The sequence below is a fragment of the Paenibacillus sp. J22FR21 genome (assembly GCF_056269135.1).
On the sequence record NZ_JBWDNJ010000004.1, the window covers coordinates 234,056 to 247,506 of the forward strand.

Genomic DNA, 13,451 nt, shown 5'->3' on the forward strand with positions numbered 1-13,451 from the left:
AGAATAGAACATAATCTTTAACCCAATTTAATACCTTAGTTGTTACACTTTTCTTATACCAATTGAAAGGTGGAGTTACTAGAAAATGGTTTCTATTCGCAAGAGAATGTCGCGGACTGCAATTGCCGCCTCCCTTCTCGCAGGCTTTCTGACATCATCTTATCTTCCGAGCCCTGTACACGCACAAGCCGCCGATGAGCGAGCCTTTACGATTACAAACGCAATGATGGATACATCCGGCGGTGTTCTGGCCAGTGCTGTCGTAGCCCCGTCAACTGTAGGACATGCCGGGGAAGAAACGGTTATTTTCGAACTGTTCGATGGCGCTGTTCCGATCGGAATTGCAGCTTTGACCAAAGATATTGCAGGCAGCGAGAAAGTGACAGCGCATTTCAATAAGACGGGAAGCAGCCTGTCCGTCAAAGTATTTGTTGTTGACTCCTATAGCGGAACGCTCGCTGATGTGGGCAATAGTCTGGCCGATCCGATCACGATCGGTTCGACATTGAAGCTGCGCATCATGGAAACGACGGATGTACACACCAATTTCATGAACTACGATTATTACAAGGATGCTCCCGCCGAGAATGTTGGACTAGTTAAAACAGCCACTTTGGTGAAGCAAGCACGCTCAGAGGTGAAGAATACGCTGCTTGTCGATAACGGCGATTTGCTTCAAGGCACGCCGCTCGGCACGTATATGGCCAAAGTAGCGCCGCTCCAAGACGGCGACGTTCATCCTGCCTATAAAGCAATGAACTTAATGGGCTACGATATTGCAACATTCGGCAATCATGAATTCAATTACGGACTTGATTATTTGAATGAAGCCATCGATGACGCTAAATTCCCGTATGTCAACGCGAATGTCTATGTAGACGATCACGACACCGATCCAAGCAACGACGTTAATAAGTACAAGCCGTATGTCATTATGGACAAAACGTTCAAGGACGAGAACGGTCAATCGCAGACGGTAAAAGTAGGCTTCATCGGATTGGTTACTCCTCAAATCATGGATTGGGATAAAGGCAATCTCGACGGTAAAGTCACTACGAAGGACATCGTAGCGACAGCCGAGAAATTCGTTCCTCTTATGCGCGCTGAAGGCGCAGAAGTCGTTGTTGCCCTCACACACTCCGGCTTCAATGTTAATGCTGAGGCAGATAAAGGTGCTGAGGATGCGGTTTATCCGCTCAGTAAAGTTGCTGGCATCGACGCCATTACGTTCTCGCATACTCATAAGGTTTTCCCTGCTGCCAGTGTCAGCGCGCTTGATCCGCTCTTCAAGGACGCGGGCGGCAACCCGCTTCCCGGTGTCGATAATGCGAAAGGCACAATCAATGGCGTTGCGGCTGTACAGGCTGGTTTTGGCGGCGCCAATCTTGGCATCATCGACCTTACGCTGAACAAAACCAATGGCAAATGGAAGGTTACTGCTTCGCAATCCTCCAACAAGTATATCTATGACAGTGTGAAGAAGCTTCCGCTTGTTGACGCTGATTCTGCGGTCGTCAATGCAATTAAAGCCGAACATGCAGCGACAATCGCCTATGCAAACCAAGCGATTGGTCAAACTTCGGTTCCTATTTACAGCTACTTTGCACTCGTACAGGACGACCCTTCCGTGCAAATCGTTACGCAAGCGCAGAAGTGGTTCGTACAGCAAGAATTGAATACTAAGAACTCGCCGGACAAGGATCTCCCGATTCTATCCGTAGGCGCCCCGTTCAAAGCCGGCCGCAATGGTCCGAGTGAATATTCGGATATTAAGGCAGGCGATCTTGCCATTAAGAGCGCCAGCGATTTGTATCTCTACGACAATACGCTGAAGGCCATTAAAGTAAAAGGCTCCGTCGTTAAGGATTGGCTCGAAATGTCTGCCGGAATTTTCAATCAGATCGATCCGAGCAAAACAGCCGAACAGCCGCTGCTGAACTCATCCTTTCCGGTTTTCAACTTCGATGTCATCGATGGCGTCACGTATCAGGTAGATGTCACTAAACCGGCGAAGTACACCAAAGACGGTACAATCAACGATGCAGCATCCAGCCGGATTGTTAACCTGCTCTACAACGGGCAACCGGTTGATCCAGCTCAAGATTTCATCGTGGTCAGCAACAATTACCGTGTTTTCGGTGGAGGCAACTTCCCTGGCGTGAAAGGTTCTCCGCTCGTATTGGATTCCGCTAGCGAGAATCGCCAAGTTCTGATGGACTACATCTCGGAGCAAGGTACGATTAATCCGGCCGCTGACAACAACTGGTCGATCGCACCCGTTCAAGGCGATCTTAACGTCACGTTTACAACTTCTCCGGCTGCCAAAACATACTTGAGTGCTAATCCGCGAATCACATCGCTTGAGCGTACCGACGAGAAAGGATTCGGCGTCTTCAAGCTTGATCTTCACGGTGATGCAACACAGCCAACAGAGAATGTGAAGGTTCAGCTGTTAGGTATTAATGATTTTCACGGTCAGTTGGACTACTCCACCATAGCCGGAGGGAATGTTCTGGGTGGTGCAGCTTACTTGGCAACCTACCTCAAGCAGCACAAAGCAGATAACCCGGCAAATACCCTGCTCGTCCATAATGGCGATGCAGTAGGTGCAAGCTCGCCGGTTTCATCGCTTGAGCGCGACAAGCCTACTCTCGATTTCATGGAACTGCTCGGATTTAAAGTCGGAACACTTGGCAATCACGAATTTGATCAAGGGGTTCCAGCGCTCATGGCTCAATTAAATGGGGGCCAAGATCCAATCAATACGAGTATCACGTATGCCAAAACCACTATCGATTATATCAATGCCAATGTGCTCGACAAAGTGACAGGTGAACCTATCATTGCACCGTATGTCATTGAGGAGGTCGGCGGGGAAAAAATCGGCTTCATCGGTGTTGTCACAATGCTGACGCCAAGCAAAGTCTCTCCTTCCGCGCTTGCACCGGTAAATATCGTGGATCAAGCTCCTGTGGTAAACGCGGCCGTTGATGAATTAACCGCACAAGGCGTCAAAGCGATCGTTGTGCTTGCTCACGACCCCGCTTCACAAAGCGGTACGACAATTACCGGCGAGGCAGCTGACCTTGCAAATGCCGTAAGTGACGAGGTTGACGTTATCTTCGCCGGTGACAACCATGCGAAAGTAAACGGAATCGTCGACAACAAACTCGTTTTCCAAGCCTACTCTTATGGTACGGCATTTGCCGACGTTGATCTTGAAATCGATCCGCAAACACATGATATCGTGAAGAAGGAAGCGACGATTGTCGACGTCAATCAAGCCGGTATCACGCCGGATGCTGCAGTTAGTGCAATGGTACAAGCAGCCCTTGGCAGACATCCAGAGCTTTCCCTGCCGGTGGGCTCCACTGAAGTTGCCTATAAGAAAGAAAATGCCTATACGCAAGAAATTGCGCTTGGCAGCTTGATCGCCGATGCCATGAAGGATTCTATGCAATCCGATTTTGCATTCATGAACCCGGGCGGCATCCGTGCTGATCTACCGCTCGGTAATGTGCTCTACTCCGATCTGTTCCGTATTCAACCGTTTGGGAACCAGCTCATTAAGATGACGCTGACCGGCGCGCAAATTAAGACATTGCTGCAGCAGCAATGGGGAGAAACGGCAGCCAGCACGAAAACATTGCAAATCTCCGGACTTCGTTATACGGCCGATTTCAGTAAACCGATCGCGGAGCGAATCGTCTCCTTAACGAAAGAAGATGGCACCGCAATTACCGATACGGCTGAATACACAGCGGTAGTCAATAACTTCATGGCAGCCGGCGGCGACAACTACACGATCCTTACACAAGGCAAGCAGCCGATAGCAGGACCGACCGATATTGATGCTTTCTACAGTTATGTGTTGAAAACGTTCAATTACGGAACCATTACCGCGGCTGTAAAAGGCCGGATCACGAATATGACGACAACTCCATAAAATCAGCTTTTACAGCGGTGAACCCGGACTACTGTCACTCACCTGCCCCTGCCACGTCCCGTCCACACTAGAAAGGAGCATCAAGTTGAAGAGAAAAGCATTCCTCTTAACGGCATTGTCTTTGTCATTCGCGTTAGCTGTCCCTGTCGCAGCTCCATTAGCTGCCTATGCCGAGAGTTCATCGCAAGCTGCTGCTGGCACGACAATTGACGCTGTAGCCGGTGTCACTGCCGGCGGTTCGGTTTCGATCAGCGGCACAACTAATGCTGCTGAAGTCATCGTAAAGGTCATCAGTCCAGATAGTACAATCCTGTTCTTCGATATCGTGAAGTCGGCCGATGGCCGTTATAGCACATCATTTACACTACCTAGCACCGCAGCAATCGGCAGCAGCTTTCAAGTTATAGCAGGACAAGGTACTGACGTCTCGACCAGGACATTTACTGTAGTCTCAAGCGGCAGCGGCATTCCTACATCTCCCATAGATAACGGCAACCCAACAGCTCCAGAAGGTGTGACGATCGTTCCATTCGAGCTGTCGGACGTTTCTTCCGCTGCTAATGGTGTAGCCACATTGGATGCCCGTGAGATTACTTCCGCTAGCTCGGACCTGCACATCCCAGCATCCGTCATTTCAACCATCGGCGATAACAGCTTCCGAATTCTGCTTCCGAATGGAACCGTCACACTGCCGAAGGAAGTGCTAAGCGCTCTCTCCGCGCTAGCCGGCTCCGATAAGGATGCCAGCCTCTCGCTTCAATTCAACAAGCTGACAAGCAGTGAAGCTGCTTCTGCTCTTGCTAAGCTCGGTGAAGCCGCTACCGGCCTTAAGCCGCAAGGCCAAGTCATTGAGCTGACCCTTGCGATCGCATTCAAGGATGGCTCCAAGAACAAGTTAAGCAGCTTTACGAAGCCGGTAACGCTGCAGCTTCAACTCTCGGAAGGCGCGGATGCCCGTCTCGCCGGGATTTATTATCTCTCGGATGGCGGTGTAATCGAGTACATCGGCGGTAGCCTTAAAGGTAACATTTTAACTGCCGAAGTGGGCCACTTCAGTCAATATGGCGTGTTCTCGTACACAACGAAGTTTGTCGACGTACCAGCGACTCATTGGGCAGCTGATGTGATTGAGGAGTTGACTGCGAAGCATGTCGTGCAAGGGATTTCCACAAACAGCTTCGGCCCTCTAGCGAAAGTAACGCGTGCCGAGTTTGTTACGATGCTCGTTCGCGCCCTCGGCCTGAAAGCGACAGAAGCTGCACCTTTTAGCGATATCCAAGCCGGCAGCTGGTATGCCGATGCTGCTGCTGCAGCCTACGAGAACGGCATTACATCCGGCACAAACGCAGGAAAGTTTGAACCGAACAAGCCGATTACACGCGAAGAATTAGCCCTTATGATTACTCGCGTCTATGAGAAGCAGCACGGCCAAGCCAGTGGCAGCGCGACTGACATTGATTCCTACCACGACAAGAATGCCATCAGCAGCTGGGCGAAGGAAGCGGTTCAAGCCGCCGTTCATGCCGGCCTTATGGTTGGCAGTGACCATCTCTTCTCTCCTCGCAGCCATACAACGCGCGCAGAATCCGCACAAGTGCTCTATAACTTGCTGTACCGCGCGTAAAGCAAAGAGCCTGCCGTCTATATGGACGGCAGGCTCTTCTGTATATGTGGAGACAATTAACGAAGGCCGCGTTTATTATGTCCTGTCACATGAACAGGCTGGACGTACGGCCGAATTCGATCCATCAGCCGCTGCCCCTTGTGCAGCTCGTCACCGTCTTTGTTCGTAAAGCTGAAATGCTGTTCGATTGCATCTAACCCATAATTGGACGTGTAGAACGTCGGCTTACGGTTCATCCGATAATTCAGAATAGCACCAAGAACATGATCTCGCACCCATGGATTCAAATTCTCCGCTCCGATATCATCGAAGATCAGAAGATCCGTCTCCTTCATAAGATCGACTGTTTCCTTCAGCTTGCCTTGCTCCAGCATCAGTGATTTCAAGTCTTCCACAAACTCCGGCATATACACAATAGCGCCGGTGAAACCTGCCTTCGCAAGCTCATGGAGCATATAGCACATGAGGAACGTCTTGCCCGTACCGAACGACCCTGTTAGATAGAGCCCTTCCTTCTGGAGTCCGCTTTCTTTGGTTACGTTAATGTACTTGATAATCTGACCGACAGCTTTCATCCGTTCGATATCCTTCGACACGATCTCATCCGCGGAGTAGCCTTCTAATAAAGCTCGATCATCTACATAGAAGCTGCGAATGCGACTGCGGATCTTGTTCTCGCTTTGTCTGGCAATGAGCTTCTTGCAAGTCACTTTGCGATCGTTCAACTGCACCTGGCCGCCAACTGTTTCACAGCTGAGCTCTGTATAGTGTCCTTCGAAATCATTCGGACATTGGTCAAGTCCCGGACAGTTGCTGCAAATCCGAAATTCTTTGGTACATTGATAAATTTTATTTAAATTAAGCCGTATTGTTTCATTATCCAGCTCCGGATATTTGGAACGAAGCTTGCCTACGAGTGGGTCAGCAAGCAGTTCTTCCATTAATTTATCCGCTTGCCTTAATGCGCTTCCGCCTCCCGGCATCTGCTTGAGCAAATCACCCAGCGATTCCATCCCCATAAACCTTCACCTCAATTACGTCGTTTTCCCATCCAGCTTGCGAGCCATTCGCCGGATTTCCTCCATCTCTTCGGCCGAAAGCGGCGTTCCGCTTGGCGCTTCGGGCATGATCGGAATCGCCGGTTTACGGCGTCCGCGCGGTGCACCGGAGCTGCCTCCCGTATTCCCTCTCGGAGCCTGCTGCACGCCGTCGCGGCGGCGTTCTTTGTCGCTCTCGAGCTTCACCTGGTCACGCACATAACCGACTGCTTTCTCGAACGAGTCAATCCCTTTGACGAGCATATTGGATGCTACTCGGTCGATATACGCTTCAGTAACGCGCTGAGAATCATTTAGAACGATTACATAATGAATAAGTACGTTAATAACAGAACCTTGTATGCGATAATTAAGATCAATCTTCTCGAATACCCGAATCATCCAATCCGGAACAGCTCCCGGGAAAAAGCGTGAAATAAAGCGCGTGTGCGGCTCATTCCGCATCAGCATATTATATTGATGAATGTCGCAGCGTCCTGCCAGCTGCGTCGGAACCTCCATGTAGTGCTCCGCCTGAACAGCCACTTCATCCGGCGGCTCTTCACTGTCGTCCGATCCATGATCTGCTTTGGCCGCAGCCACTCGTCCATATAAACGCTGCCGCTCATCCGTGCGCTTCCGATCTTGACGGTACATTTGATTGGCCTTCAGCTGAAGCTCATCGATGAGCAGATCGCCTTTGCCGGAGAATACATGGTCCTCATCAAGCAGCCGGACTAAATCAACTACGGTTAAATTGTATTTATAAGCGACGTAATTCAATTGAGCAACTGCTTCATGATCACCGCGCAGCCGTTCAACATGATGTCTGTTCGCTGCATTACGCGGGAATCGCATTATAATATCGCCATATCCAATACCAGCTGTTTCCAGCTGCGGCTTCGGTGCAGGCTGTCGTGCCGGCGCAACCTCTGTAAGCGCCTGTTCGAGCTCCAAGTCAATGCCTTGCGTATTCAATCGGAACAGCTCGTAGAAAGGTACAGTTATATTATCGCGCTGCAGCTCCACGCTGGCAAGCTCGTCCGACTCCTTGGCATAGAACGATTCCCTCAGGGCAATAACGGAGTGCTTGCCGACCTTATCGCGAAGCAGCAATGTCAAATGTGGGCTTCCAAAAAATTCATCCGGCGATAATGGCTTGACCAACTCGTATTCATACACGACATCGTCATTGTCCGGCACTCCAAGCCTGGACACTTGCAGAAGGCCGACCGCTTCCAGCTTAGAAGCTTGGTTGATTAAATCTTGCCTGCCGCGTTCGTTCATTTCGAGGCCAAGCCCCAGCAGCAGTTTGCGCTGCGCTTCAAGCGGTGAATAACCGACTCGGTCGTCAGGCACCTGCTGATATAGAAACTGATAGAACCCTGCCGCGAACGCTCCAATCATAGATTGATAGATCAATCCGACCATTTTGCGATCAACCGCACTCAGCGAAAAATCGCGAAAGATGTAGCATCGATGATGCTCTGTAAAGTGGTGCAAATTGCCGATCCGCATCTCATTTGACTCCATCCGCCTTTTATTCTTCCTACTAGTTTACCATAAAAGCGGCCTGCATTTGAGGCACAGAAAAAAGAAAATTCCCCCGCCAGAGGGAACTTTCGCAAACCTAATGGTGAGTGGCCGTGTCAACTGCTCCTTCTTGAACGCCTTTGCTGATCAGTTCATCCAGCAAGGCTTCTCGCTCTTCGAACGTATCCGCGATTTCAGGATGCTCCTGTTTCGCCAGCCACTGCGTCATGACGAAAGCTGTCGTCACCGGCTCCTTCGTAAGAAGCTGCCTCCCCGCTCCAATGATGCCATACAGCTCACTGTTTGGCAGTCGGCGTTTAAGTTCGGCCGCATAATTCTGACCGGTCTTATCAGCAGTTCCATATAAAACGAGAACAGGCTGCTTCAATTGAGGAAGCCGCTTCTGGACGGAACTATCCAGGCAAGCAGCCGTATATTCCCGCCATTTCGTGGAGTCGCCAAGCTTTGCTTCCGTATGCAGCTCTTCGAAGGAGGATTTGCTCCCTGCCTCCGACCAAGCCGCTTTGAAGGCAATGGGTCCTTTGGGGCCGAGAATGCTTGAAACGAATGCAGCCTGCAGCTTCGAGCGCGTGACGATATCCGTATAAGCAGAAGCGCCGGATACAATAACGCCTCCGAGGAATCGCTCCGGATAAGCGAGCATGGCCGCCAAAGCCGGAAACGAGCCTGCCCCATAGGAGCATACATACGCTTGCTTCACCCCAAGACCATCGAGCAGCCTTCTTATATCTTCCGCTATTAACGCAAGTGTCAGCTTTCCGCTGCCCGCCTCGCTGTATCCATGACCGCGAATATCGAAGCGGATTAGGTTGGTACTCGCCGTTAATTTCTCCTGAACAGTTGCGAACAATCGGCTGGTCAAGCAAGGCGGATGAACACATAGGATAGGCGTTTGCCCGGAACCATCTTGATGATAATGCAGTGTGGTATCGCCAATATTCAAAAACGGCATAACGCAACACCTCGGCTTTCGTTGTCAGCCCGAGTAGAGCTGATTGCGAATTTCCCTTAGTATGGCCATGCCGTTTGATGTTTCATGTTTAGAACATTTTGTATCCGCCTTTGCGCAGCGCACGAATGGTCGCTCCACTTACATAAGCGCCGATCAGCGCACCGATTGCCGGCAAAATATCTACAAAGGTAAAGGATGTGAAATTGCCTGAAAAGCTCTTCGAATGATCCCATGTTTGCCAAACAAAAAGCGGTACAAGTACAAGTATAAATGCGTAAATCGGCATAAATGTTGTTTTCAGCAGCATATTCAGAATAAATCCGATTCCAAACATCATTACAAAGAACAATACTGTTGCAATAACCAGCTGTAAAATATTAACGTCACCGTTCATCCGAGTCGTCTACCCCTTTCGCTACGAATAGTGTAGTAGATGGCACATCCGAAGTCAATTCATTCAGGCGTGTTGTCACAAGTCCGTCATTTGCTCTCTTTTGCTGCGTTACGTTACAATGTAGACGACAAAGACAAATGACAAGGAGTGAGCAATATGAGTGAAGCAGCACAAACGCTCGAAGGCTGGTATGCCTTGCACGATTTTCGCTCAATAGATTGGACAGCTTGGAAGCTTGCGGATGAAGGCGAACGCGCCATTGCGCTGGACGAGCTTCAATCCTTCCTCAGCGAATGGCAGACAATTGAAGATAATAAACAAGGCAGCACGGCATTCTATTCCATCGTTGGCCAGAAAGCGGATTTCGTCATGATGCATCTGCGCGAAACGCTGGAAGAGCTCAATGCCATCGAGATTGCATTCAATAAAACAACCTTCGCCCAATTCACAGTTCCGGCTCATTCTTATGTAAGTGTGGTGGAATTGAGCAACTATATGGCAGCACCGGGAACCGACCCGATGCAAAACCCGGAAATTCTCGCTCGACTGAAGCCGATTCTGCCAAAATGGAACCATATCTGCTTCTATCCAATGAACAAACGCCGCGAAGGCAACGATAACTGGTACATGCTCAGCATGGACGAACGCCGCACAATGATGCGCAGCCACGGTATGATTGGACGCACTTATGCAGGCAAAGTAAAACAAATCATTACCGGTTCTGTCGGTTTCGACAACTGGGAGTGGGGTGTCACGCTGTTCGCGGAAGATGCGCTTCAGTTCAAGAAACTCGTCTATGAAATGCGCTTCGATGAAGTAAGTGCGCGCTTCGGCGACTTCGGCGACTTCTATCTCGGTAACCGGATGACCGACGAGAAGCTGCAAGAGCTATTCGCCATTTAACATAATAAAAAGCGGATGAAACGTCTTAGGACGCCTCATCCGCTTTATTTGTTTAGTCTTCGTCGTCCTCTTCGAGGATACGCTTCGCTTCGAGATACGCTTCCGTCTGACGGTCCCGCTCCCTGCCCTTTTCCTTAAGCCGCTCAATGCCCGGCAAAATGAGAATATCGACTTCCTTCTGCACCGTATAAGCCAAGTCGTAACGGTTCTGCGACTCCAAGAAGGAGCCTACTTCCATCAGCGCGTTGTACCGATCCAGTTCATCGCGCGTCAGCAAACCACGAACCTGCACGCTGCAGTGTCGCATTACAGGAATTTACCTTTGCGAAGTACGAGTGGAATACCACCGATGATGTACAGGTAACGAACGTCGATTGCTTTCTTAAGCAATGCTGCTACGCCACCTTTGTATTTCTTGCCGAATGCAAGACCCACTGCTTCGCCTTTACCAAGGGATGCAACTGTACCTTTGTTCTTGAACTCGAATTTCTTCAGCGGTTGGTTGCGAATCGAAGCTACCAGGTTGTGCGCGCAAGTTACGCCTTGCTGCATAGCGATCTGTGCAGTTGGCGGGAACGGACGGCCTTCTGGGTTGAACATCAAGGAGTTGTCACCAACAACATAGATGTTCTCGTGGCCCGGAACGCGAAGCGACTCATCCACTTTAACGCGTCCGCGCATCGTTTCGATGCCTGCTTCTTCGATTAAGCGATTACCGCGTACGCCGGCTGCCCAAATGACGGTTGCTGCTTTAATTTCTTCGTTGTCGCCAACGACTACGCCGTCAGGAGTACATTCTTTGATCGCTGTTCCGATGCGGAATGTAACGCCTTTCTTCGTCAATACTTGCATAGCGTACTCAACGAGCTCCGGATCGAAACCTGGAAGCGCAGTTGGAGCAGCTTCAATGTTATATAGTTTAACAAGCGATGGATCCACGTCGTTCTGCTTGCAAAGCTCTGGAAGACGATCAGCAAGCTCGCCCACGAACTCGATACCTGTAAAGCCGGCGCCGCCGACAACAAAAGTAAGGTAATCTGTGCGGTGTGGTTCGCGTTTGTAACGGGCAAATTGGTACTCAATGTGTTCGCGGATTAGACGAACGGAGTTAATGCTGCGAATATTCATTGCATGCTCAAGCATACCTGGAATTCCGAACGTTTCCGGCTCGCCGCCAAGGCCGATTACAAGATAATCGTAGGAGAGAGTACCGTCTTCAAGAATGACCTTCTTGTCTTGCGTGCGGATTTGAACAACTGTCGATTTAACGAAATCGATTTTGAATTCGTCAATCAGCTTGGAGATGCTCACGCGCGCGTTTTCGGTTTTGTCTGTACCCGCAGCCGGCATGTGCAAATGCGTTGTAAAGTAGTGGTAGTCATGCTTGTTTACAAGCGTTACATCAGCTTCATTGTAGTTCAGTTCTTTTTGAAGACGCAGTGCTGTCAAGATACCGCCGTAACCGGCACCAAGAATAACAATTTTCGGTATGTTGCTCATCGCAGGATCCCATCCATTCGTAATTTCTTTTTCTTTACAGACTTTGTGAAAAATTACACAAACACAGACAATGAATAATGTTAGTGTGTGACCCATATCCCACTTTTATGATAGCCCGTGTCTACTTTCGACAAATCGAATACTAATACCTCACATATTACAAACTTTTTCAGTAAAGTTCAAGGGTAATTTATACGAAAATATTTAGAATAACATCCAATTTTCTTATTTCCTCTTAGCTTGTCGAACAGATATAATGTACAAGAAGATGTAGATTCATCCAAATGTAAGGCAGCATGTGCTCGTTCATTTTGTTACCTTTTTGGAGGTGTCAACTGTGTCCAACTCAACTAATCCCCAGCATGTCGATATTGCGATAATCGGCGGCGGCCCTGCAGGTATGTTTGCTTCATTCTATGGCGGTATGCGCCAAGCCTCAGTCAAGATCATTGAAAGTATGCCTCAATTGGGGGGCCAATTAGCCGCACTATACCCGGAGAAGTATATATATGATGTGGCTGGATTTCCGAAAGTAACCGCAGGTGAGCTTGTGGAGCAATTGAAGAAGCAAATGGAATTATTCCAACCGGACATTCACCTGGAGGAGAAAGTCGTCAACGTCATAAAGCACGATGAGCGCTCTTTCGAGATTGTGACGGACAAAACCTCGCATTTTGCCAAAGCCGTTATCATTACCGCCGGAGTCGGTGCTTTCGAGCCGCGACGATTGGAGCTCGCGCAAGCGACCCAATATGAGAAGAAAAATCTCCATTACTTCATTAGCGATTTGAATCAATTCAAAGGCAAACATGTCGTAGTCACCGGTGGCGGCGATTCGGCCGTTGATTGGTCGCTCATGCTTGAACCAATCGCTGCAAGCGTAACGTTGGTGCATCGCAGAGATAAATTCCGAGCTCATGAGCACAGCGTCGAGAATTTACTGAAGTCCACTGTCCGCGTACTAACACCATATGAAATTACTTCCCTGCATGGTACACACCATATTGAACGCATCACTTTACAGCATGGCAAAACATCCGATTTCACGGAGCTTCCGGTCGTCGATGCCCTCATCGTAAATTATGGTTTCGTTTCATCCCTTGGTCCGATTGCCGAATGGGGACTCCGGATCGATAACGGCTCCATTGTTGTAGACTCTCGGATGGAAACGAGCGTTCCCGGTATATTCGCTGCAGGCGATGTTACCACTTATCCCGGGAAGCTGAAGCTAATCGCAGTTGGATTCGGTGAAGCGCCCACAGCCATCAACAATGCCAAGGTTTATGTAGATCCTACCGCTAAGCTCTCACCCGGACATAGCAGCAATATGAAGCTGTAGCCTTCGACTTTCTGCACGTATTACAAATCAAAAAAGGGTATCCTAGTCTTTAGCCTGACATGCTGATTTACGTCGCAATGGCAAAGGAGGGTACCCTTATCTATGTTATGTCCCATCTGCAATGGCTTGGAGCAGCTTACGGCTATCTGTCCGGTTTGCTCCCTACAAACTGATGATTACGGACGGCTTGAAGACTTTGCCG

The 13,451-nt window shown here is 49.5% G+C and carries 10 protein-coding genes; 4 read left to right on the forward strand and 6 right to left on the reverse strand.

The window, feature by feature from the left end; all coding sequences use genetic code 11:
- The first annotated feature begins 85 nt into the window (after window positions 1-85).
- Together AC0YNS_RS16470 and AC0YNS_RS16475 are read left to right on the forward strand one after the other, a co-directional pair.
- Window positions 86-3,946, forward strand: coding sequence for a bifunctional 2',3'-cyclic-nucleotide 2'-phosphodiesterase/3'-nucleotidase (locus AC0YNS_RS16470; protein ID WP_475782072.1), 3,861 nt, complete (start codon window positions 86-88; stop codon window positions 3,944-3,946).
- A gap of 85 nt (window positions 3,947-4,031) precedes the next feature.
- A complete protein-coding gene (locus tag AC0YNS_RS16475) occupies window positions 4,032-5,570 on the forward strand; it encodes an S-layer homology domain-containing protein (protein WP_475782073.1) in 1,539 nt (512 codons plus the stop codon).
- 56 nt (window positions 5,571-5,626) lie between these two features.
- Here the strand turns inward: AC0YNS_RS16475 and dnaI are convergent, their stop codons facing one another.
- From dnaI to AC0YNS_RS16495, 4 genes are all read right to left on the reverse strand, one after another.
- Window positions 5,627-6,583 carry a primosomal protein DnaI gene (gene dnaI / locus AC0YNS_RS16480; protein ID WP_475782460.1) on the reverse strand — a complete coding sequence of 319 codons (957 nt, stop codon included), beginning with the start codon at window positions 6,581-6,583 and terminating at the stop codon, window positions 5,627-5,629.
- A 21-nt stretch (window positions 6,584-6,604) separates the two neighbouring features.
- A complete protein-coding gene (locus tag AC0YNS_RS16485) occupies window positions 6,605-8,125 on the reverse strand; it encodes a replication initiation and membrane attachment family protein (RefSeq protein ID WP_475782461.1) in 1,521 nt (506 codons plus the stop codon).
- Window positions 8,126-8,237: 112 nt separating this feature from the next.
- Window positions 8,238-9,113: an alpha/beta fold hydrolase gene (locus AC0YNS_RS16490; protein WP_475782074.1), complete on the reverse strand. Its 876-nt coding sequence runs from the start codon at window positions 9,111-9,113 to the stop codon at window positions 8,238-8,240.
- An 88-nt stretch (window positions 9,114-9,201) separates the two neighbouring features.
- Window positions 9,202-9,507, reverse strand: a complete 306-nt coding sequence (locus AC0YNS_RS16495; protein ID WP_475782075.1) for a YuiB family protein — start codon at window positions 9,505-9,507, stop codon at window positions 9,202-9,204.
- Between the two features lie 156 nt (window positions 9,508-9,663).
- Between AC0YNS_RS16495 and hemQ the strand changes: the two genes are divergently transcribed.
- The gene (gene hemQ / locus AC0YNS_RS16500; protein WP_475782076.1) at window positions 9,664-10,410 is read left to right on the forward strand and encodes a hydrogen peroxide-dependent heme synthase; all 747 of its coding nucleotides are present in this window, start codon (window positions 9,664-9,666) and stop codon (window positions 10,408-10,410) included.
- A gap of 52 nt (window positions 10,411-10,462) precedes the next feature.
- Here the strand turns inward: hemQ and AC0YNS_RS16505 are convergent, their stop codons facing one another.
- Both AC0YNS_RS16505 and AC0YNS_RS16510 read right to left on the reverse strand, forming a co-directional pair.
- Complete coding sequence (locus tag AC0YNS_RS16505) at window positions 10,463-10,717, reverse strand: hypothetical protein (protein ID WP_090982037.1); 255 nt, start codon at window positions 10,715-10,717, stop codon at window positions 10,463-10,465.
- A complete protein-coding gene (locus AC0YNS_RS16510) occupies window positions 10,717-11,910 on the reverse strand; it encodes an NAD(P)/FAD-dependent oxidoreductase (RefSeq protein WP_090982039.1) in 1,194 nt (397 codons plus the stop codon). The genes AC0YNS_RS16505 and AC0YNS_RS16510 overlap by 1 nt, the downstream gene beginning before the upstream one ends.
- Window positions 11,911-12,310: 400 nt before the next feature.
- Between AC0YNS_RS16510 and AC0YNS_RS16515 the strand changes: the two genes are divergently transcribed.
- Window positions 12,311-13,249, forward strand: coding sequence for an NAD(P)/FAD-dependent oxidoreductase (locus AC0YNS_RS16515; protein WP_475782462.1), 939 nt, complete (start codon window positions 12,311-12,313; stop codon window positions 13,247-13,249).
- The last annotated feature ends 202 nt before the right edge of the window (window positions 13,250-13,451 follow it).

Coding starts and splice junctions, on each gene's coding strand:
- AC0YNS_RS16485 (WP_475782461.1), bottom strand. CDS start 8,125: ATGCGGATCGGCAATTTGCACCACTTTACAGAGCATCATCGATGCTAC.
- AC0YNS_RS16490 (WP_475782074.1), bottom strand. CDS start 9,113: ATGCCGTTTTTGAATATTGGCGATACCACACTGCATTATCATCAAGAT.
- AC0YNS_RS16470 (WP_475782072.1), top strand. CDS start 86: ATGGTTTCTATTCGCAAGAGAATGTCGCGGACTGCAATTGCCGCCTCC.
- AC0YNS_RS16515 (WP_475782462.1), top strand. CDS start 12,311: ATGTTTGCTTCATTCTATGGCGGTATGCGCCAAGCCTCAGTCAAGATC.
- AC0YNS_RS16510 (WP_090982039.1), bottom strand. CDS start 11,910: ATGAGCAACATACCGAAAATTGTTATTCTTGGTGCCGGTTACGGCGGT.
- AC0YNS_RS16505 (WP_090982037.1), bottom strand. CDS start 10,717: ATGCGACACTGCAGCGTGCAGGTTCGTGGTTTGCTGACGCGCGATGAA.
- hemQ (WP_475782076.1), top strand. CDS start 9,664: ATGAGTGAAGCAGCACAAACGCTCGAAGGCTGGTATGCCTTGCACGAT.
- dnaI (WP_475782460.1), bottom strand. CDS start 6,583: ATGGAATCGCTGGGTGATTTGCTCAAGCAGATGCCGGGAGGCGGAAGC.
- AC0YNS_RS16495 (WP_475782075.1), bottom strand. CDS start 9,507: ATGAACGGTGACGTTAATATTTTACAGCTGGTTATTGCAACAGTATTG.